General features: G+C 50.0%; 17 protein-coding genes and 1 pseudogene. All 18 read left to right on the top strand.

Annotated features, from left to right (window positions below; all coding sequences use genetic code 11):
* Positions 1–159: 159 nt before the first annotated feature.
* The 18 genes and pseudogenes from AC19YR_RS16690 to AC19YR_RS16775 all read left to right on the top strand — a co-directional run bounded on the left by AC19YR_RS16690 (position 160) and on the right by AC19YR_RS16775 (position 19,321).
* Positions 160–1,059: a glycosyltransferase family 2 protein gene (locus AC19YR_RS16690; protein WP_500599319.1), complete on the top strand. Its 900-nt coding sequence runs from the start codon at positions 160–162 to the stop codon at positions 1,057–1,059.
* Between the two features lie 4 nt (positions 1,060–1,063).
* Positions 1,064–2,134 (top strand): dTDP-glucose 4,6-dehydratase, encoded by a 1,071-nt coding sequence (gene rfbB / locus AC19YR_RS16695; RefSeq protein ID WP_500599294.1) that lies wholly within the window; start codon positions 1,064–1,066, stop codon positions 2,132–2,134.
* Positions 2,131–3,033, top strand: a complete 903-nt coding sequence (gene rfbD, locus AC19YR_RS16700) for a dTDP-4-dehydrorhamnose reductase (RefSeq protein ID WP_500599296.1) — start codon at positions 2,131–2,133, stop codon at positions 3,031–3,033. The genes rfbB and rfbD overlap by 4 nt, the downstream gene beginning before the upstream one ends.
* Positions 3,033–3,914 carry a glucose-1-phosphate thymidylyltransferase RfbA gene (gene rfbA, locus AC19YR_RS16705; RefSeq protein WP_500599321.1) on the top strand — a complete coding sequence of 294 codons (882 nt, stop codon included), beginning with the start codon at positions 3,033–3,035 and terminating at the stop codon, positions 3,912–3,914. Before rfbD ends, rfbA begins: the two co-directional genes overlap by 1 nt.
* A complete protein-coding gene (gene rfbC / locus AC19YR_RS16710) occupies positions 3,914–4,456 on the top strand; it encodes a dTDP-4-dehydrorhamnose 3,5-epimerase (protein ID WP_500599298.1) in 543 nt (180 codons plus the stop codon). Before rfbA ends, rfbC begins: the two co-directional genes overlap by 1 nt.
* Before the next feature lie 17 nt (positions 4,457–4,473).
* Positions 4,474–5,928 carry an ABC transporter permease gene (locus AC19YR_RS16715; protein ID WP_500599299.1) on the top strand — a complete coding sequence of 485 codons (1,455 nt, stop codon included), beginning with the start codon at positions 4,474–4,476 and terminating at the stop codon, positions 5,926–5,928.
* Between the two features lie 98 nt (positions 5,929–6,026).
* Positions 6,027–6,638 (top strand): annotated as a pseudogene (locus AC19YR_RS16720) (ABC transporter ATP-binding protein); the annotation flags it as partial.
* A 17-nt stretch (positions 6,639–6,655) separates the two neighbouring features.
* Positions 6,656–7,126 carry a hypothetical protein gene (locus AC19YR_RS16725; RefSeq protein WP_500599301.1) on the top strand — a complete coding sequence of 157 codons (471 nt, stop codon included), beginning with the start codon at positions 6,656–6,658 and terminating at the stop codon, positions 7,124–7,126.
* A 138-nt stretch (positions 7,127–7,264) separates the two neighbouring features.
* Positions 7,265–8,536 carry a rhamnan synthesis F family protein gene (locus tag AC19YR_RS16730; RefSeq protein ID WP_500599303.1) on the top strand — a complete coding sequence of 424 codons (1,272 nt, stop codon included), beginning with the start codon at positions 7,265–7,267 and terminating at the stop codon, positions 8,534–8,536.
* A complete protein-coding gene (locus AC19YR_RS16735) occupies positions 8,533–9,717 on the top strand; it encodes a hypothetical protein (protein ID WP_500599304.1) in 1,185 nt (394 codons plus the stop codon). Before AC19YR_RS16730 ends, AC19YR_RS16735 begins: the two co-directional genes overlap by 4 nt.
* Positions 9,718–9,797: 80 nt before the next feature.
* Positions 9,798–10,823 carry a glycosyltransferase gene (locus tag AC19YR_RS16740; protein WP_500599323.1) on the top strand — a complete coding sequence of 342 codons (1,026 nt, stop codon included), beginning with the start codon at positions 9,798–9,800 and terminating at the stop codon, positions 10,821–10,823.
* Positions 10,823–11,953, top strand: a complete 1,131-nt coding sequence (locus AC19YR_RS16745) for an NAD(P)/FAD-dependent oxidoreductase (protein WP_500599306.1) — start codon at positions 10,823–10,825, stop codon at positions 11,951–11,953. Before AC19YR_RS16740 ends, AC19YR_RS16745 begins: the two co-directional genes overlap by 1 nt.
* Positions 11,940–13,298, top strand: coding sequence for a hypothetical protein (locus AC19YR_RS16750; RefSeq protein ID WP_500599307.1), 1,359 nt, complete (start codon positions 11,940–11,942; stop codon positions 13,296–13,298). Before AC19YR_RS16745 ends, AC19YR_RS16750 begins: the two co-directional genes overlap by 14 nt.
* Complete coding sequence (locus AC19YR_RS16755; RefSeq protein ID WP_500599309.1) at positions 13,291–14,085, top strand: NAD-dependent epimerase/dehydratase family protein; 795 nt, start codon at positions 13,291–13,293, stop codon at positions 14,083–14,085. The genes AC19YR_RS16750 and AC19YR_RS16755 overlap by 8 nt, the downstream gene beginning before the upstream one ends.
* Positions 14,082–14,918: a sugar phosphate isomerase/epimerase family protein gene (locus AC19YR_RS16760; RefSeq protein WP_500599311.1), complete on the top strand. Its 837-nt coding sequence runs from the start codon at positions 14,082–14,084 to the stop codon at positions 14,916–14,918. Before AC19YR_RS16755 ends, AC19YR_RS16760 begins: the two co-directional genes overlap by 4 nt.
* A gap of 2 nt (positions 14,919–14,920) precedes the next feature.
* Positions 14,921–15,277 (top strand): SMR family transporter, encoded by a 357-nt coding sequence (locus AC19YR_RS16765; protein ID WP_500599325.1) that lies wholly within the window; start codon positions 14,921–14,923, stop codon positions 15,275–15,277.
* Positions 15,277–16,107 carry a glycosyltransferase family 2 protein gene (locus AC19YR_RS16770; RefSeq protein ID WP_500599313.1) on the top strand — a complete coding sequence of 277 codons (831 nt, stop codon included), beginning with the start codon at positions 15,277–15,279 and terminating at the stop codon, positions 16,105–16,107. The genes AC19YR_RS16765 and AC19YR_RS16770 overlap by 1 nt, the downstream gene beginning before the upstream one ends.
* A 4-nt stretch (positions 16,108–16,111) precedes the next feature.
* On the top strand, positions 16,112–19,321 hold the full coding sequence (locus AC19YR_RS16775; protein ID WP_500599315.1) for a hypothetical protein: 3,210 nt from the start codon (positions 16,112–16,114) through the stop codon (positions 19,319–19,321).
* The last annotated feature ends 193 nt before the right edge of the window (positions 19,322–19,514 follow it).

Below are 19,514 nucleotides of genomic sequence, written 5' to 3' on the forward strand. Positions count from 1 at the left end.
ACGTTTGCAGGCTCAGTCGTCGAATCCACTACCTCACCTCTTTGAGCGGGTTTTGCATTTTAAAAGGGATTTTTTGTGCGTCTATTGGCTTCAAGTGCGACGGTTGCTACGGCAAGCGTTCAGCTTAGAGACTGCAGCGTAGCAAGCGTTGCGGTGCTGATGTGCACCTATGATGGCGCGCCATTTCTTGCTGAGCAGCTGAGTTCTTTTGAGCAACAGACGCATCGTAACTGGACTCTCCATGTCTCTGACGACGGATCTAAAGATGGCACTTTGGAGCTGCTGCAAGCCTTTAAAGCTCAATGCGGAGTTGGGCGTTTACACGTAGTCGAGGGACCTCAGCGAGGTTTCGTAGCCAATTTTCTATCCTTGACCTGCCGAACTGACATACAAGCAGATTTCTACGCTTGGTCGGATCAGGACGATGTTTGGAAGAGAGATAAACTCCAGAGAGCGCTAGCCTGGCTACAAACAATCCCGCGCCATACTCCAGCACTTTACTGTGGCCGCACTGAGCTGATCTGTGAGTCGGGCCAGGTGTGTGGGCGCTCCCCCAAGTTTTGCCTCGCGCCGCATTTCTCAAATGCACTGGTTCAAAATATTGGTGGTGGTAACACCATGGTTTTCAATCAGGCTGCCCGCGCCCTGCTGCAAGAGGCGGGCGATAGTCTTAGCGTACCTTCTCACGATTGGTGGGCCTATCAGCTAATTTCCGGTGCTGGCGGTGTGGTTCATTACGATCCTGAGCCAATGGTGCTGTACCGTCAGCATGCTGAAAACCTAGTGGGTAGCAACTCTAGTTGGGCGGCGCGAGCCCTGCGCATACGCATGATTTTTCAAGGCCGTTTCTATGAGTGGAATGCTCAGTGCATCTATGCACTTGAAACAATGCACCACCGGCTGGCCGCGGAGCATCAAGCGACCCTTGCCCAATTCAAAGCTGCGCGCAGTCAAAAACTTCTAGCAAGAATCTTAAGCTTCAAACGCGCAGGTTTGTACAGGCAAACCCTGCTTGGAAATCTAGGGCTAATACTCGCAACCTTACTGAAAAAGATTTAAATCCATGACTATTTTAGTGACTGGCGGCGCCGGCTTTATTGGTGCGAACTTTGTTTTGGATTGGCTGGCGCAGTCCGATGAGCGGGTGATCAACCTAGACAAGCTGACCTACGCCGGCAATCTAGAAAACCTCAACAGCTTAGACGGCGATGCACGGCATTTGTTTGTGCACGGCGATATTGGCGACTCAGCCTTAATCGAGCGTTTGCTGGCCGAGCATCAGCCGCGGGCGATTGTCAATTTTGCGGCCGAGTCGCATGTCGATCGCTCGATTCATGGTCCGGAAGACTTTATCGAGACCAATATCGTCGGCACCTTCCGTCTGTTGGAAGCCGTACGCGCTCACTGGAAGGGCCTTGCGCCTGATGCGCAGCAGGCTTTTCGCTTTCTGCATGTGTCGACCGACGAGGTTTACGGCTCGCTGGGCAAAAATGAGCCGGCGTTTAACGAGCACCATCAGTACGAGCCCAACAGTCCTTACTCGGCCAGCAAGGCCGCCAGTGACCACTTGGTGCGCGCTTACCATCACACCTATGGTTTGCCGGTGCTGACCACCAACTGCTCGAACAACTACGGGCCGTACCACTTTCCGGAAAAACTAATCCCGTTGATGATCGTCAATGCCTTGGCCGGTAAAGATTTACCGGTGTACGGCGACGGCCAGCAAATTCGCGATTGGCTGTATGTGAAAGACCACTGCAGCGCGATCCGCCGGGTGCTGGAAGCCGGCACGGTGGGCGAGGTGTACAACGTTGGCGGTTGGAACGAGAAGCCCAATCTGGACATCGTGCACACCGTTTGCGCGCTGCTCGACGAGTTACGCCCGCGCGCCGATGGCCAGCCGTATCAGCAGCAAATTGCCTACGTCACCGATCGGCCCGGCCATGACCGCCGTTATGCCATTGATGCGACGAAACTCGCCGATGAGCTGGGCTGGAAGCCGGCAGAAACCTTCGAAACCGGCATCCGCAAAACCGTGCAGTGGTACTTAGACAATCAACCTTGGGTCGCCAATATCCAGTCCGGTAGCTACCGCGAATGGGTGGAGAAGAACTACGCCGGGCGCAATGCATGAAGATTCTGCTGTTGGGTAAAAACGGTCAGGTCGGTTGGGAGCTGCAGCGCAGCCTGGCGCCTTTGGGCGAGTTGCTGGCGCTGGACTCAAAAAGCCACGACTACTGTGGCGATTTAAATGATCTCGATGGCTTGGCTGTGACGATGCAACGCTTCGCCCCTGATGTGATCGTCAATGCCGCCGCCTATACCGCCGTGGACAAGGCCGAAAGCGAGCCCGAGCAAGCTCAGCGGGTGAATGCCGAGGCGGTCGCCGTGCTGGCTCGCGAAGCTCAGCAACTGGGCAGCTTGTTGGTGCACTATTCAACCGATTATGTGTTTGCCGGTGACGGCCAGCAGCCTTGGCGCGAGGACGATGCCGTGGCGCCGTTGAATCAGTACGGCGCCAGCAAGCTGGCCGGCGAGCAGGCGATTCTGGCCAGCGGTTGTCTGCACCTGATTCTGCGCACCAGTTGGGTGTACGCCGCGCGCGGCAATAACTTTGCTAAAACCATGCTGCGTCTGGCCAGCGAACGCGACAGCCTGAATGTAATCGACGATCAATTTGGCGCGCCGACCGGCGCTGAGCTACTGGCTGATGTCAGTGCCCATGCTATCCGCGCTGTGCGTCAGCAACCGCAATTAGGTGGTCTGTATCACTTGGCGGCCGCGGGCGAGACCAGCTGGCATGCTTATGCCTGCTTTGTGCTCGAGCAAGCTGCGGCGGCGGGTGTGCTACTTAAAGTGCCTGCCGCGCAAGTCGGCGCGATTGCCAGCAGTGCTTACCCGACACCGGCTAAGCGCCCGGCCAACTCGCGACTCAATACCCAGAAACTGCAAAAGGCCTTCGCCCTGCAACTGCCGCACTGGCGGTCGGGGGTGGCACGGATGCTCACCGAAGTGTTGGAGACAACTCAATGATTAAGCGTAAAGGCATCATCCTCGCAGGCGGTTCCGGTACCCGTTTGCACCCGGCCACCTTGGCGATTTCCAAGCAGCTGCTGCCGGTGTACGACAAGCCGATGATTTACTACCCGCTGACCACTTTAATGTTGGCGGGCATTCGCGACATTCTGATCATTTCCACGCCACAAGACACGCCGCGCTTCGAGCAGCTGCTCGGTGACGGTGCGCGCTGGGGGCTGAATATCAGTTACGCCGTGCAAGCCTCGCCGGATGGCTTGGCGCAGGCCTTTTTGATTGGTGAGGACTTTATCGGTAACGACCTGTCGGCCTTGGTGTTGGGCGACAACATTTACCACGGCCATCATTTTAATGAGCTGCTGCAAAGCGCCATGGTGCGGCAAGAAGGTGCGAGCGTCTTCGCTTATCACGTGCACGATCCCGAGCGTTACGGTGTGGTCGAGTTTGATGGCGCGGGCAAGGCCATCAGCCTAGAAGAAAAGCCTCTTCAGCCTAAATCTAATTACGCAGTGACGGGCCTGTACTTCTACGACAATCAAGTTGTCGACATCGCCAAGAGCGTTAAACCATCGCCCCGTGGCGAGCTAGAAATCACTGATCTTAATCGCGTGTATCTCGAACAAGGCAACCTATCGGTAGAGATCATGGGCCGTGGTTACGCCTGGCTCGACACCGGCACTCATGAGTCGTTATTAGAGGCCGGCCACTTCATCGCCATCCTTGAGCATCGTCAGGGCCTTAAAGTGGCCTGCCCGGAAGAAATCGCTTTCCGGCAACAATGGATCACTGCCGAGCAGCTTGAGCAGCTGGCAGCGCCACTCGCTAAAAATGGCTACGGCCAGTACCTCAAGCGATTGCTACAAGAGACCATTTACTAATGAAAGCCATTCCATTAGCCATTACAGACGTAGTGCTTTTCGAACCTAAAGTATTTGGCGATGAGCGCGGTTTTTTCTACGAAAGCTTCAATCATCGCCATTTTGAAGAGGCGCTTGGTCGCAGCGTGCAGTTCGTTCAAGACAATCACTCGCGCTCGGTCAAAGGTGTGCTCCGCGGCCTGCATTACCAAGTGCAACAGCCCCAGGGCAAATTGGTGCGGGTGACGGAAGGCGAAGTGTTCGATGTTGCAGTGGATATCCGCAAAAACTCTGTAACCTTTGGGCAGTGGGTCGGCGCGCATTTAAGTGCAGAGAACAAACATCAGCTCTGGGTGCCGGAAGGTTTCGCGCATGGCTTTGTAGTGCTCTCTGACAGCGCCGAGTTTCTCTATAAAACCACCGACTACTACGCCCCTGAACACGAGCGCTGCATTATCTGGAACGACCCGCAAATCGCAATCCAGTGGCCTTTCGATACGCCGCCAGCATTGTCCGCCAAGGACCAACAAGGCAAGTCCTTGTCAGATGCTGACCTCTACTGAGCGATGCCGAGAGCCCCATGTTGAAGACTGAATTACTGCCCCCAGCCACCGCGTTTGAGTTGGCGCTCAAGCCTATGCGAGAGGGCAGTTGGCCAGAGGCTTCTGCACTCTGGCGGCTATATCGCGACCAGTACCAAGGGCATCCCGCCCCTTGGACGCAGGGAGCTATTAGCCTGATGCGGCAAGGCGATATGGCTGCAGCGGGAGACCTGCTGACTTACGCGCGAGAGCATTATGCTCAACTTGCCGATACTTGGCTTATTAGTGCTGAATGGGCACGCTTGCAACATGAGTTTAATCTGGAGCGCGATCATCTTGCCCAAGGCCGTCTGAATTGCCCTAATCACTGGATATTGCTTTGCAAATCAGCTGATTTAGAACTCACGCTAGGCAATATCGACAGCGCCGAAGATTTTAATCGCCTGGCCCGCCAGCACGCTAACGGGCGCATTGAGCCGCAGTTGCAGTTCGCCGAACTGGCCGAGAAAAGCCAAGATTGGCCGCAGGCCGAACAACGCTGGCTACAAGTGATTGCAAGCAAACCTGAGCATACCCGCGCGTATACGCAGTTGGCAGAGGCCTACAAACAACAGGGTAAAACAGTCGAAGCCAGACGTTATCGCCTCGCCGCCCAATATGGCTTAGAACTGCTCACCCCGCAGGTACAACTGGCCCAGCCAATAACTGCGCGCAAGGGGAAGCATGGGTTGTTGCATTTTATCCAGCTGGTGAACACTAAAGCGCTATTGAGCTTGAAGGCTGAGACCTCTCGTACGCACCTAAATTATGCTTGGGTCGTTATCGAACCATTGTTGCATTTGGTAATTTACTACTTCTTGTTTGGGCGGCTGCTTAATGCAGGGGTAGAAAACTACGGCCTGTTCTTATTGTGTGGCTTGGTGCCCTGGATGTGGTTTGCCAAAGCAATATCAACCAGTGCTACTAGCATTATTGGTGGGCAAGCGCTGATGCTCAATAGCAATATATCGCCGGTGTTTTTTCCGTTGGTGAGTATTGTGCAGTCCACGTTTAAGCAACTACCGGCATTGCTATTTGTATTAGCGCTGGGTATGGCAACTGATGTAAAAACCATTAGCTGGAGTTTGCTCTGGCTGCCGAGCGTCCTCTTGGTTCAGTTATTGCTAACCATTGCGTTGGGTTTACTGCTGGCGGCAATCATTCCTTTTTTTCGTGACTTGGCAAATCTCGTAAGCACTGGTTTGACCCTGCTGATGTTCTTATCCGGGGTGATTTTCGATTACCGCTCGATGCCGGGGCGTATCGGCCAATGGCTTGAGTACAATCCGCTGGCTGTAGTCATAGGCGCGTATCGAGATGTGATCATGGAAGGCCGCTCGCCAGATATCATTGGCCTCGGCTATGTCGCATTGGTGTCGGTGGTGTTACTGGCTGTTAATTATGTCGTTTACAAACATCACAGACGTAATTTTGTGCGGCGAGGTATGAGTTGATGCCTAGGGTTTTTCTGTCCCTGGAGAATGTCGGGGTGCGCTTCAAAATGAGTGGCAAAGCCAGCAAGAGTGGCTATGTTGAGCCGCTTAAGGGCGTGTCGCTAGATGTACGCGCCGGTGAAACCTTGGGCGTTTTGGGTGCCAACGGCGCTGGCAAGTCAACCCTGCTTAAAATCATGTCTGGAGCCTTGCGCCCAGACAGTGGGCAGCTGATTAACCATCGCGCATCAGTGGCATTATTAGCCTTGCAGGCCGGTTTTGACGCTGATCTCAGTGGCCGTGACAACGCCCTGTTTGGCGGCATGTTACTTGGCTACAGTCGCAAGGATGTACTGCAGCGACTGGATGAGGTTAAGGAATATGCCGAACTGAATGAATTCTTTGACGAGCCCGTACGCACCTACTCAAGCGGCATGGCCTCGCGCCTAGGCTTTGCCATCAGCACCGTAATCAGCCCAGACGTACTGCTCGTCGATGAGGTACTCAGCGTAGGCGATGCCCACTTCAAGAAAAAAGCCGAGCGCACCATGATGCAAAAAATCGCCGCCGGCCAAACAGTTGTGCTGGTGTCGCATTCGCGCGAGCAAATTGCCAGTCTGTGTGATCGCTGCGTGATATTGAATCAAGGCGCCTTGTTTAAAGGTGAGACGCTAGAACAAACCCTAAATATGTACGACCAAATTATGCAAGCCAAGTCGTTATCAACCTAGTAATAAGGAATATAGATATGTTTAAGGATAAAAAAGTTGTTGCACTCATTCCCGCATTAGCACTGACCCTGTTAAGCGGTTGCGGTCAGGAGCAGGAAACTGCAGCGAAACACGCCCCTCGGCAGGCAAGCAACCTATGCGCTCTCGATTCTATTAATGGTGTGAACGCCCCAGTAATGGAAACCAAGACTGGCAAGGCCGACTTTCGGGGCTGGGCAGCAGATAGCAACAGCAACACAACTCCTGAAACTCTGAATGTGGTGCTGGCCGATACAAAAGGCGTGTCTTATGTTTTTTCAGGTGCTCAACGAAGTGAGCGTCACGATGTGGTTAAGGCCACTCAGCAAGATGCATTTCTTAAGTCAGGTTTCGTACTCAATGCCGATGTTTCAACTTTGGCTAAGGGTACTTATGGCATTAGATTAGAAATGCCGCTTAGCAACAGTGTAGTGGTGTGCAAAACCCCTAAGGTATTGCTTGTCAATTAGTACTGTAAGTACTGGAGGGCGAGAAGAGGCCGAGCTTCTCGTGCTGCTGATAAATAATTATCAAATCATTACCGTGCAGTCTGTTACTAAAGCGGCGTGCTGGTTATGGTAAGTAACAAATATTATCTGGATCATTAAATGAAGTTAGTAGATCAACTGAAAAATCGACTGATGTATCCAGCCGCGTACACCTATATTGCATGGCAGTCGAACCTTAGCAAAATTAAAAGCTGGGGCAAAAAGGACCAGATTCGTTTCGCCAAGCCCTATGCTGGGCAAAAAATCATGCTAATGGCCTTGTATCAAAAAGGTCGCATTCGCGACGACGTAGTGGCCGCAATGAGCGCTGCTCGAACGTTGGGTATTTATGTGGTTGGGGTTAATACCCTGAAGCTGGGCAGTCCCGATGATTATCGTGAGGTCATGGATTGCTATATCGAACGCTATAATTTTGGTCGAGACTTCGGCAGTTATAAGTCTGGTTTTAACTACATGTACAACCAAGACCTTGCGGGAAAGTGCCCTCGATTGCTGATGATCAATGACAGTTTGTTTTTCAGTAGTAAGCATATATCTAGCTTCTTGCAAGATATGTTTGTTTCCAGCGTCGAAGTGCTTGGATCTACTGAAAACTTTGAAATAGAGCATCATCTAGGTTCATTTTGTATTGCTATGAGTCACTCAGTACTCAATCATAAAAAATTAAAGAATTATTGGCGGAACTATAAGTGCAGTGACATACGTCCGCTTGTAATAAAAACGGGTGAAATGAAGCTGTCTAAAGTGCTGAAGAGTACGGTAAGTCATTTAGAAGGTTTTCGCTCGTTATACGACACGGCGCACGTGGCTAAGGTGCTAAAGTCCAATCCTGTTATTTTAGATGGTGTGGCAAACCTGTCGCGGAGTTCTGATTTGGTCGATTGGCCAAGGTTTTCATTTGCCGCAGTTGTTAAGACCTTTGCTGCTAATTATGTACACAGTTCAGCCACAATTGCAGACGTTAGTGTCAGCTTGGAAGGCAGCGATCTGTCAGTAGTGAATACACAGTATGTAGGTTCGGTATTTGAGCTCGAAGATTATATATGTAATTCGCTCAATAACTCAGCTGCCGTAGGCGCAAATCTCAGCGCGACAGTAAGGGACGAGGTTGTAGCCCTGTTTGTCGATTGCTTTGCTCGTGGTTCGCAGATACATCAAAGCAATACTTTTCTGCACAAAATCGGTTTACCTTTAATAAAATTAGACGGTATCTATCGTGGCATGTTCAATTCGCGAGATATTGAGAAAGTAACGGGTGACCTCGATGCGAGTCAGCAAGAGAGTTTTCGCCGTATTATGTACTCGAGACCCTTCGGTGGCAGTGTTTTAACAGGCTGGAAGCTGGCTGCTTTTATGCGAGGATTGATTTGAGTATGTTTGAAAAAATATATATTCATATTGGCATGCATAAGACAGGGTCTTCTTATATCCAGCATTGTCTTAATAAGTTGTCTGCTGGGGGTATGCTTGCTGATGTTGATTATCCATTGACTTCAGGGACTGTTGAGGATTTCAGTAGTCAGACAGGAAATGGACAACTAATAGCTGACTTTTTGATTCGGGGGCAAGACGGGGGTGCGTCTGTCGGTAGTCTGAAAGCGCATGTCGATAGGTTGTTTGAAATTTCAAATCCGAACAAATCAGCAGTGCTTATATCCAGTGAAGAATTTTGGTTGATTAGTGCTGGCGACTTTAATGATCTTAAAGAAGAGCTTTTGCGTTATGCAAGAGAAGTAGTTCCTTTGATTGTTGTTCGGCCTCTTGATGAAGTGTGCAAATCGGCTTATCAGCAGATTGTAAAAGACACTGGGGCGTGTTTTGGATATGATAAAAACTTTGTCCGTGAATACTGTGGTGAAGTGATTTTAGGTTTGAATAAGTTGGAGCGATATTTTGATGGGGAGATAGTGGTTTATGATAGGGGAGGTGTGCTTGAGGATTTTTTGATTTCAATTGGAGAGAATCCTTCTCTTTCAAGTGGGTTTGATGGGGTTAAAGTTAATCGAGGCTTGAGTGATCTGGAGCTTGAGTTGCTGCGACTGATAAACTCTGTATTTGAGAGTAAGGATTTATCTTTAGCTGTCTGTAAGGCTTGGGCCTCGTCGAGGCCGGATCTTGACTTTAAATCTAAAGTCGCGAAAATTAATTGTCGTGAAGAGTTTTTAAAGTTGGTTGTCGATTCTGGTATTTCGAATGAATATGTTCTGAGGGTTGTTAATATTCTGGTTGGCTCTGGTCTGGATGACTGTGAGTTAATTAGATCTTCAGATGATGCGGTGAAATTGGATTTTGAGTGGTCGGATTTGATTCGGTTGTTAGGTGTGGCGCTATGCGAGATTAAAAAATTAGGCCTTGGGCTTGATGCTTTTTATAGCTACATCGATAAAGAAAATATTCCACTAACTACGGAGTCGTTTGATCCTTTGATGTATTTGCTGATTAATAAGGATGTGTTGCTTGCTGGAGATAATCCGTATCGGCACTATCGTGAGTTTGGCGCGAAAGAGAATAGATTTACTTCGTACAATGCTAATTCGCTTCTGCTAATTTGAGTTCGCAATTTTTAGTTATTTTCCAAGCGCAAGTCCTAAGTGTAATGCGCAAGTCTGGTGTTTTTCTGAGCGAGTTAAATATGGCCTTCTTTCCCTGCTTTTTGTCCGTTGTATTTGTAGTGCGCAACCAATCAGATAATCTTGAAAATATATTGTCTGATGCCACCGCTGTCATCGCAGATATCGTTGGTGATTATGAGTTGATCGTGGTGGATAACGCCTCAGATGACGACAGTATTGCAGTGCTTAAGCGTCTAACTGGCGAAAAAGGGTTAGCCAACTTGCAAGTGTATGCACTGACCAAAGAGGTGGATGCGGACACTGCCTCATGGGTTGGGTTGGAGAATGCATTAGGTGACTTCGTTGCTGTTATTGATCCGCTCGCGGATGACATTAGCTTTGTCCCTACGATGCTCGATCAAGCGGTCAGCGGTGCTGATGTGGTGTTTGCTAATAATGCGCAAAAGCCCGCGCAGAGCCTTGCGTATCGAGGGGCTAACGCTGTGTTTCATAGCCTCTACAATCGCTTCAATGGGGTTCATTTAGCCAAGGAAGCGCCTCAATACCGCATTCTAAGCAAGCGAGTCATCAACTTCATTTTGCAGCATCCACAGCCTGCGATGACTTATAGGCACCTTCCTGCTACGGGTGGTTTCGCGCGGGCGTACCTGAGTTACAGCTCCACACCGCAGGCTTCTAGACCCAAGCGCTTGGGTGAGAGCATTGACCGTGGTATGCGCTTATTGGTCTCGACCACGCGTGCACCGATGCGTTTGGTGACTTCGCTCTCCTTGTTTGGCGCCGTTGCCAATCTGGTGTACTGCGTTTATGTACTTGCGATTGGTGTTTTAAAAACCGATGTTGCGCCGGGCTGGATTAGCTTTTCGTTGCAACAGTCGGGCATGTTCTTTCTGATCTCGCTCGTTTTACTGGTTCTAGGCGAATACATTTTGAACATGGCCAGCCTGTCGAATGAGGGCCCGCTTTATCATGTGGGTCAAGAATTCACCAGTGCCCGCATGACCCGGCTTGAGAAACTGAATATCGAAGAAGTGCTGCCTGATTCAGTCGAGGCGGAAAGCTCGGCCACTGTACGTCCCTCCTGATGTCACACCTTGAAGCAGGCCAGCCCAGCCACGATGCTGTGATAATTGGTGGTGGGTTCTACGGTGCGGCTATTGCGGTGTATCTGGCCAAGCAGCGTGGCCTTAAACGCATCCTGCTGGTTGAGCGTGAGCCGGCATTGCTAATGCGAGCCTCGTACAATAATCAGGCACGTGTGCATAACGGCTATCACTACCCGCGCAGTTTCACGACGGCTTATCGAAGCCGGGTAAACCTACCTAAATTTGTACGGGACTGGCCGCTCGCGGTGAAGCAAGACTTCACCAAGCTTTACGCTATCGCGCGGCGCAACTCGAAAGTCACGGCCAAGCAGTTCGAGCGTTTTTGTCGGGAAATTGGGGCTGATATCCAGCCAGCAGATCCGCTGTTGCGCGCATTATTTGAGCCGCGCCTGATCGAAGATGTGTACCTGGTCGAAGAGTATGCGTTCGACACCACGCAACTCGCGAGCTGGGCCGCGCGTGAACTTGAAGAGTGCGGGGTGCAGATCCGCTACAACACACGGGTGACTGAAATTTCGCAAGGGGCACAGACGCCTTTGCAAGTAGTGACTGAGACGCAGCAAGGGTGCAAAGAGTTAATTACCTGTCGCTATGTATTCAACTGCACTTATAGCGGCCTTAATCAGTTTAAGGGTGATTTTCCCGGCGTTAGTACCAGCCTCAAGCAAGAAATTACAGAAATGGCCCTCATGCAGATGCCTGCATCACTCAGCGGTTTGGGTATTACGGTGATGGATGGCCCGTTTTTCTCGATGATGCCTTTTCCTGCGCGTGAACTGCATACGCTTTCCCATGTACGTTATACGCCGCACCTGCATTGGAATGACCAGAATGGAATTGACCCTTATGAGAAGCTGCGTCACTACGAACAGGCCACGCGTGTCGATCGCATGGTCAGGGATGTGGGGCGTTATATTCCGGAGGTATTAAAAGCCAAGCACATGGACTCGTTATTCGAAGTTAAAACCATTTTAGCTAAGAACGAGAGCGATGACGGAAGGCCCATTCTTTTTGAAAAACACGCAACATTGCCCGGTTGTTATTCAGTGTTGGGTGGTAAAATTGACAATATATACGATGTTTTGGAGATGTTAGATGTTGCGTTTTAATTGTCGGTTAAATATAGGTAAGGGTGTATCTCTAAAAATTTCAATAGCGGTGATTTTATTTCTTGCTATGCTGCTGACTTTTTTGGTGTATCCATTTATTGCTACTGCTGACGGGTTAACTCGAGTTGCTATTGCTAGCGGACTTCCGTTCAGTAATTTCACTGTTCTTCCCCCACTGCAGTCGTTTCTGATAAAGTCCTCAATAAGGGCGGTCGGCGGAGTTGGGCTTTATACACTGGTACAAGTTGTTCTGTTTTACATTTCTGTTTTAGCTGTTTACAAATGTCTATTAAGGGCGGCACCATCCGTTTTTATTTTTATAGCGTTGCCAACCATCCTTATTCCTATTTTTTTTGTATTCCCCGCAATTCTTACAGACTCTTCTTTGGTTTTTACTTGCCTTGCATTGATAGGGTTTATGATAATTCACATTGGTGAATCTAACGCTAATAAGTATTTTTGTTTTTTTATTTTTACAGGGTTGCTGTGTGTTCTTTTTGGTATTAGATTGAATTCTATAGTTGTTGCCCCTGTTATCGTGGTTCTAGTTTTTCTATATGCGAATAGCTTTAAATGGTACTCTGTCGTGAGTGTTTGTTTGTCTGCTGTATTTGTTTTAATTATTAATTCTGACTTTAGAAGCAGTGCTAGACCGGAAGCGCTGGGTATGGCTTGGGAAATTATTTCAGTGGTGAAAGATAATAAAAATGACAAGTTTCTTGGCTCTGCACTGGATTTTTGCGGGAGTACGGAGCAAGCAGTCAGTAGGTATAATGACAGATTTTTAAATTCTATTTTTTGGGACGCTAGTCCGCCACTTCCAGTTCAATGCATCACTTCTGTTGCGGGTAGTGCTCAGGTTAAAAATTTTTATTTTTCAATGATTTCTAAATATCCGCTGGAGTGGATAAGAGTTAAAGCTTCTTTTTTGGGGCGGGTTTATGGGCTTAGCGCACCGCTGGAAAATATTAGAAGAGGGGTGCATGGTGTTGACGATAGAACTAAGGCTTGGGGTGGGAGGGAAAGCCCACATCAGTTGATGATTAGGGAGTCTTTTTTTAACTCTGCAGATTTTCTTGGCGCTCTAGTTTATCGTCCGGTGGTTAGTCTGGTACTTTCTTTGCTGTCTGTAGTTATGGTTTTTTATTTTAGTAAGGAATCATTTGGTAGGTTTTTCTGTATTTTTTCTTTATCAAACTTTTACTATGCGGGATTTATGATTTCTGCGCAGTCAATGGAGTTTAGGTATTTTGCGCCAACGTTCTATTTGAATTTTATAATTTTTGTTTCTTTGGTGTTGCTGCTTATAGTTAGATTTCTTCGGAGAGGTGTTTTGTATGTTTAATTCCCTTATTGGTTATTCGGGTTATGTGGGCGGCACCCTGCTTAAACAAGCAGATTTCACATCGCTTTATCGCTCAACCAATATTGGCGATATCGATAATAAAATATTTGATACGGTGGTGTGTGCCGGCGCTCCGGCGCAAAAGTGGATTGCCAATCGGGAGCCAGACGCGGATCGAGAAAAAATCGAGGCGCTGATTGCACACCTGAAAACCATCCAGTGCAAAACCTTTATTTTGATCAGCACGGTGGATGTATTTAAAAGTCCCATCGGCGTTGACGAAGATAGTCTTGTCGATCGGTCGGGCCTGCATGCTTATGGTCTGCATCGTCGATTGCTGGAGACATTTGTCGAGGAACATTTCCCGAGCCACCTGATTGTCCGTTTACCGGGGCTGGTTGGCCCGGGGCTGCGCAAGAATGTCATCTTCGATTTTTTGAATGACAACAACCTTGAGGCTATTGATAGCCGTGGGGTGTTCCAGTTTTATCCGATGGTTAATCTTTGGTATGACATTCAAACGGCACTCAATGCCGGTTTGCAGCTGGTTCACCTTACGGCCGAGCCCGTGAGTGTGGGCGATGTTTCCCTGCAGGGGTTCGGTAAATCTTTCACCCATACCTTGGCCAACCCTGCCGCTACCTATGACCTACAGACCAAGCATGCCCACGTATTTGGTACGTCGGGCCGTTATCAGTACAGCGCCCGCGAAACGATTATGGCGGTGCGGGCTTATGCACAGTCCGAGCCGCTGATGATTAAAACTGATACGGAGATGAGTGCATGAGGTTGGCGATCTCCAATATTGCGTGGGACACCGTTGAAGACGACGCGGTCGCGACGCTGCTACAACGATTTGCTATTGATGCCATCGATATCGCACCGGGTAAGTATTTTCCAGAACCCGCCAATGCTACGGATGCGGATATTGCACAAGTCAAAGGCTGGTGGGCTGAACGCGGGATTGAGATCACCGGCATGCAGGCGTTGTTGTTCGGCACTACTGGGCTTAATGTCTTTGGCACCGCCGCAAGCCAGGCCGCCCTGCTAAAGCACTTGGCTGCTGTATGCCGTATCGGCGCAGGTCTAGGGGGCAATCGAGTGGTTTTTGGCTCACCGAAGAACCGTGATCGCAGTGGGTTGAGTGATCAAGAGGCTTTGGAAATGGCGATTCCTTTTTTCCGACGTTTAGGCGATATCGCTCAAGCATCTGGGGTGACTATTTGCCTCGAGCCAAACCCTACCTGTTATGGCGCTAACTTCATGACCACCAGCGCGGAGACTGCACAGGTGGTGAAGTGCGTTGCGCATCCCGCCATTCAGATGCAGCTAGATACTGGTGCGCTTACGATTAATGGCGAGGGCCCTTTGGAGGTCCTGCATGACTGTGCCGCGCTGATTGGCCATGTACATGCCAGCGAACCAGATCTGTTGCCTTTGGGCGATGGGGGGACTGAGCATGGGCAAATGGCTGTCGCCTTGTCGCAATACTTGCCCACTCATGTAGTCACCATCGAGATGGTGGCGACCAAGGATGAATCACACCTAGTGTCGATTGAGCGAGCCCTGCAGGTGGCGACGCAGCATTACCGCAGGACTGCTGTTGAGGTGGGCGCATGAGCATGAAGTGGCTGATCCTGATTCTCGGCATTCTTTCCAATGCTTCCGCCAGTGTTCTGGTGAAGATGGCCATGATGCCCCCGCGCAAATTCCCCTCGTTCAGCGACCCTATGGCGGCGTTGACTAATTGGCCTTTTTGGATAGGGCTGGGGTTATACGGCGCGGCCTTTTTGCTCTACGCCGCGGCTTTGGCGCGGCTCCCGCTGAATGTGGCGCATCCTGTTCTGACCGCCGGTGCAATCGCGACGGTTGCGCTGTCTTCGGTCATTTTTTTTCGTGAGCCTTTCCACTGGACGACAGTGGTTGGGATCGTATTGGTAATCGCTGGCGTCGGGCTTATTACAGCTCGCGTGGCTTGATGGTAAACATGATGACTTCTTCTGATATTGCTCCTGCTGTGCGCGAAAAGTGGCAAGTACCTTCTTTTGACACCCCGCTTTGGCTTGGCCGGCAGCAGCCTTGGTGCGTTGTTATCCCGGTAATCAATGAAGGGGAGCGAATCAAAAACCTGCTGGCCAAAATGGCGGCGCTCAAAGTCGATAATATGGCTGACATTATCATTGTCGATGGCGGCAGCACGGATGGTTCGCTGGAGTTGCATGCCTTGCAGCAGGTCGGCGTCCGGGGGCTGTTGGTCAAGACGGCACCGGGCAAACTCAGCGCTCAGCTTCGTTGCGCATACGCCTTTGCGCTTGATCAGGGCTATGAGGGGATTGTGACCATCGATGGTAATGACAAGGATGATCCAGAGGCGATATCGCGTTTTATTGACGCGCTGAAACAGGGGGTGGATTTTGTCCAGGCCTCACGCTTTGTGGCGGGAGGTGTCGCTGAGAACACCCCAAAATCGCGGGATTTCGCCATTCGTTTTATTCATGCGCCTATGTTGAGTTTTTTCTCTGGATTTAAGTGGACGGATACCACCCAAGGCTTTCGGGCTTACAGCCGAAAGATGCTGCTAGACCCGAAAGTAGAACCGTTTCGTGATGTATTTATGACTTATGAATTACTGGCTTATCTATCTTACTGCGCGCCGAAGTTGGGCTATCGCTGCGTAGAGTTGGCGACAGTTCGGCGCTATCCAAAGGGTGAAGTGCCGACCAAGATCAGTAGTTTTACAGGCAATTTATCGGTGCTTGAAGTGCTGTTTCGTGCTTGTGCGGGTCACTACAATCCTGCGAGGAAATGACCGAGTGAAAGCCTCGATATCGTTATCACATTCAACTGTTGAAAGAATTGCTGTGCTCGTTGCCTCCGGTTGCATGGCGATGTCGGCGCTATTGGCATGTCTGAAGCTAACTTTTGCTCCGTCGTATGCAGATTTTATTGTTGGCAATATTGCATGGAATGCTGGCACGAAGATTCAAGATCTGCTTGCCGCGCCGATATTTATTGGTGTCTTACTATTCGGTTTTTGGTTCTTTAGTAGACAGATAACGAACATTAAAATTAAGTGGGGGAGCGAGACTGCAGATGGGCTAGTCAGTCAATTATTATGGTGGTCGGTACCTGCAATAGCGACATTGGGCGCGAGCGTGGTCGGTCTGCCGTTTGACAAGAAACTATTCGGTATATCTTTATTTGGCTTGTTGGGCCTAGGGCTGGCTCATGCTGCGCTTTTGTATAGAAAGCGTCGAGTCGACTCAATAGTAGTCGGGCTGGGGTTGTTAAGTATTCTGTTGATTGCGATTTTACCTTTAGAGGTTGCGTTGGTCATGGGGCGGCTCCCAATGAGTTGGTTTCATGATCTCGCGCTCGATTGGTATTTGAAGTTTGCTTACTCGTTAATTGGATTAGGCTTCGCACTCATGCTGATCGGCATGGCAGCCTGCTCAGGATATGTTGTTAGTGTATTGCCACGCTTATTACTGATCGGGCAACTCGGCCTCCCTCTTTTGTTTTTGTGTTTCTATCCGGCTAGGTTGCTGACTCCAAGCGGAGAGTTGACCAAGTACAGCACTGCGCCAGCGTTGAAAGCTCTTCTGGTGGCGTTGGTGATCTGGGGTGCTGTTGATGTTTTGCGGCGCTACTTTTCGTTCATGCGTAGCCAAAGGACGAATTGGAAGGCTTTACTCTCGCCGATAGCCCTTTTCGCGCTGGTGATGGCGTTGAAGGCCGGTATGACTATTGCCCCGCAGGTCAATCCAGATGACTACCACTTCGGTGAGCATCTGCTGGGTTGGTGGTTGTATTTGCAGGGAGTGATTCCCTATATAGGTTATATGCCGGCGCACGGAGTAATTGGTGATGACTTGCCAGGCCTGTTGTCCCATTTATTTTACGACGGTAAAGCTTCCAGTATTGTCGAGGCTAGTCGGTTAGCCACCTTGCTGCTGGCGTTGTTCGCCTTTTTGGCGCTTAACCGGTATAGCGGTAGTGTTGGGTTAGCGTTTGTTTCTATTCTTTATCTCGGTGGATTCTCTCAATCTACAAACTTGAGCTGGTTGTACCTTGTGCCGTTTATTTGCCTATGGTTGCATCCTGAACTGATGGCTCGGCCGGCTAGATGGCTCGGCATATGGATAGTAACCGCTCCGTTAGTGATTCTTGGTGTTCCACCTCAGGGGCTGTTGTTGGTGGTGGCATCTGGATTGGCTGCGCTCTATATGACCTGGCGTTATTGGCAGGTTGGCAATATCTGGCATGGCCGTAAGGACATTGGTTGGGCTCTGGTACTTTTGTTATTAATGGCGGTGTTCAGTCCCTTGGTGCCGATGTTGTTCAATGCGATTAGGTATGTACTCGAAAATGGACCAATTAACCAAGTAGCCTATGGTATTCCTTGGGGGCGGAGTTGGGGTGCGGGGCCTCGTTCAGGTTTTATATTTGAGCTTGTTAGAATGTCGTGGTTCATTGTCCCCGTGATTTGCGGAGTGCTGATATTTATTCACCGTAATATTTCAGATGCCAGTCGTGCTCTTCTCTTACCTGCACTTGTATTGCTGTTTTTTTCCTTGTTGTTGATTCCTTATTCCATGGGTCGTATCGACCCCGCAGCAGGATCACGGCCGGGAATCGTTGGTATTTTGGCCTGGACAATTCTCTTGCCAATTGCGCTGTGGGTATTAGTCAAAGAGCGAGAAAAAGCAGCATGGGTGCTGCTAATTGTTGGCGTGAGTGCCAGTCTTAATATTTTCCCGCCATCCCCTTCAATGCTTGTCTCGAGTGTTGCGTCACGAATCTCCGTGGGACAGTTGCGCGATGGCGCATCTGTAGGGTTGCCTAATTTGGGCGTTGGAGTTATTCAGGGTGAGCATTGGGCGCGTTTGACGCGTTTGAATACTTTGCTGAACAGCAAACTCACGCCTGGAGAGACTTATCTCGATCTGACTTCTCGGCATGCACAGTATTTTTATATGAACCGCATGCCGGAGCAAGTGGTTACGGCACCTTATAATATGGTGTCGCTTTCGCAGCAGCGCCGTGCGATCAAGCATTTAACACAGACGTTGCCGCGTATCGCGTTACTTGAAGGTAATAATATTATCCATGATGGTGGTGGCCTGGCTTTACGCAATCCACTCTTGTATCGCTTTGTGTTGGAGAATTATATACCGAGTCTCGAGAACGGCTTTATTATTGGTTACCGAAAGACAGATATATCTGTACAGGACAATATAGTAAGTCTGCCTTTGAAAAATCTGACGGATGCTAACTGGAAGCAGGGCGTTAGTCGTCGTGACAGTGCTGTTGTGTTGGCTGATGCGACACTTACTTCGCTGCTGAAGCCGGATCAGTCGGTGCGCTTGGCCAGTGGAGAGTTTCGTACTGTGACTCGGGTGTGGGAGCAAGGTAGCGCTATTTGGTTGAGTGGTGGCGTGCTTGATCCTGCTGTAGTCGGCGCTCCCAAAGCCATTGAGGTCAGAATGGATCAGCCAAGGTTATCAACTTACCGAGCTGCGTTGCTGCAAAGGGCATTTAGCGTTGCTGATTATGCGAAGGTTCCGATCGCTTGGGGGCGCTCGGAAAGATCGCTTTTGCATAAGATGGAGTTGGTGACACCTTTGGCTTCTCGTAAGCAACTGATCCGAGATTTGCGTCTGGAAGGCAATATTTACAAGATAGTCGGGCCAGATCCGCAGATTAACTTTGATCTGTCTGATCTCAAGCTATCTGGGCGTGATGTTGGATTGCTGCGGTTCGAGTTCACTTGCATTGGCCAGATCAAAAACCCGAACATGCAGATGTTCTGGTGGGGGGATTCTGACAGTGGGCCTAGTGAGGCCTCTAGCGTTAGGTTCTCACTTGAGAATGGCGTGCTGATTGTCCCGCTAGATGCGGCCCCAAGCTGGTTGACTTTAAGCCTGGTTCGAGGTCTTCGGCTCGACCTCGATAATGCTGCTGCGTGCGCGGGCATTCGCATCGAGGGCGCCGGTTTGTACCAGCGAGCAATCGTCAAGTGAGCTTGTAAAGGCCACTGGGTTCTAGGGAAACTCTGAAAAAGGCTTCCAGATTTGGTGAAATACCCACCTCACAGGAATCGAACGGTTGAGTCCCGATGAAACAGATGTCCTTCGCCGATGCTGAGTACGCCGGCAAACGTAAGCAGACCCGCCGTGAGCGCTTCCTGATCGAGATGGATCAGGTCGTGCCCTG

This window comes from Pseudomonas sp. MF08817 (assembly GCF_059862705.1).

Bases quoted from the DNA above. Each gene is read 5' to 3' on its own strand.
- AC19YR_RS16690 (WP_500599319.1), top strand. From the start codon at position 160: ATGTGCACCTATGATGGCGCGCCATTTCTTGCTGAGCAGCTGAGTTCT.
- rfbB (WP_500599294.1), top strand. From the start codon at position 1,064: ATGACTATTTTAGTGACTGGCGGCGCCGGCTTTATTGGTGCGAACTTT.
- rfbD (WP_500599296.1), top strand. From the start codon at position 2,131: ATGAAGATTCTGCTGTTGGGTAAAAACGGTCAGGTCGGTTGGGAGCTG.
- rfbC (WP_500599298.1), top strand. From the start codon at position 3,914: ATGAAAGCCATTCCATTAGCCATTACAGACGTAGTGCTTTTCGAACCT.
- AC19YR_RS16715 (WP_500599299.1), top strand. From the start codon at position 4,474: ATGTTGAAGACTGAATTACTGCCCCCAGCCACCGCGTTTGAGTTGGCG.
- AC19YR_RS16725 (WP_500599301.1), top strand. From the start codon at position 6,656: ATGTTTAAGGATAAAAAAGTTGTTGCACTCATTCCCGCATTAGCACTG.
- AC19YR_RS16730 (WP_500599303.1), top strand. From the start codon at position 7,265: ATGAAGTTAGTAGATCAACTGAAAAATCGACTGATGTATCCAGCCGCG.
- AC19YR_RS16740 (WP_500599323.1), top strand. From the start codon at position 9,798: ATGGCCTTCTTTCCCTGCTTTTTGTCCGTTGTATTTGTAGTGCGCAAC.
- AC19YR_RS16745 (WP_500599306.1), top strand. From the start codon at position 10,823: ATGTCACACCTTGAAGCAGGCCAGCCCAGCCACGATGCTGTGATAATT.
- AC19YR_RS16750 (WP_500599307.1), top strand. From the start codon at position 11,940: ATGTTGCGTTTTAATTGTCGGTTAAATATAGGTAAGGGTGTATCTCTA.
- AC19YR_RS16755 (WP_500599309.1), top strand. From the start codon at position 13,291: ATGTTTAATTCCCTTATTGGTTATTCGGGTTATGTGGGCGGCACCCTG.
- AC19YR_RS16760 (WP_500599311.1), top strand. From the start codon at position 14,082: ATGAGGTTGGCGATCTCCAATATTGCGTGGGACACCGTTGAAGACGAC.
- AC19YR_RS16765 (WP_500599325.1), top strand. From the start codon at position 14,921: ATGAAGTGGCTGATCCTGATTCTCGGCATTCTTTCCAATGCTTCCGCC.
- AC19YR_RS16770 (WP_500599313.1), top strand. From the start codon at position 15,277: ATGGTAAACATGATGACTTCTTCTGATATTGCTCCTGCTGTGCGCGAA.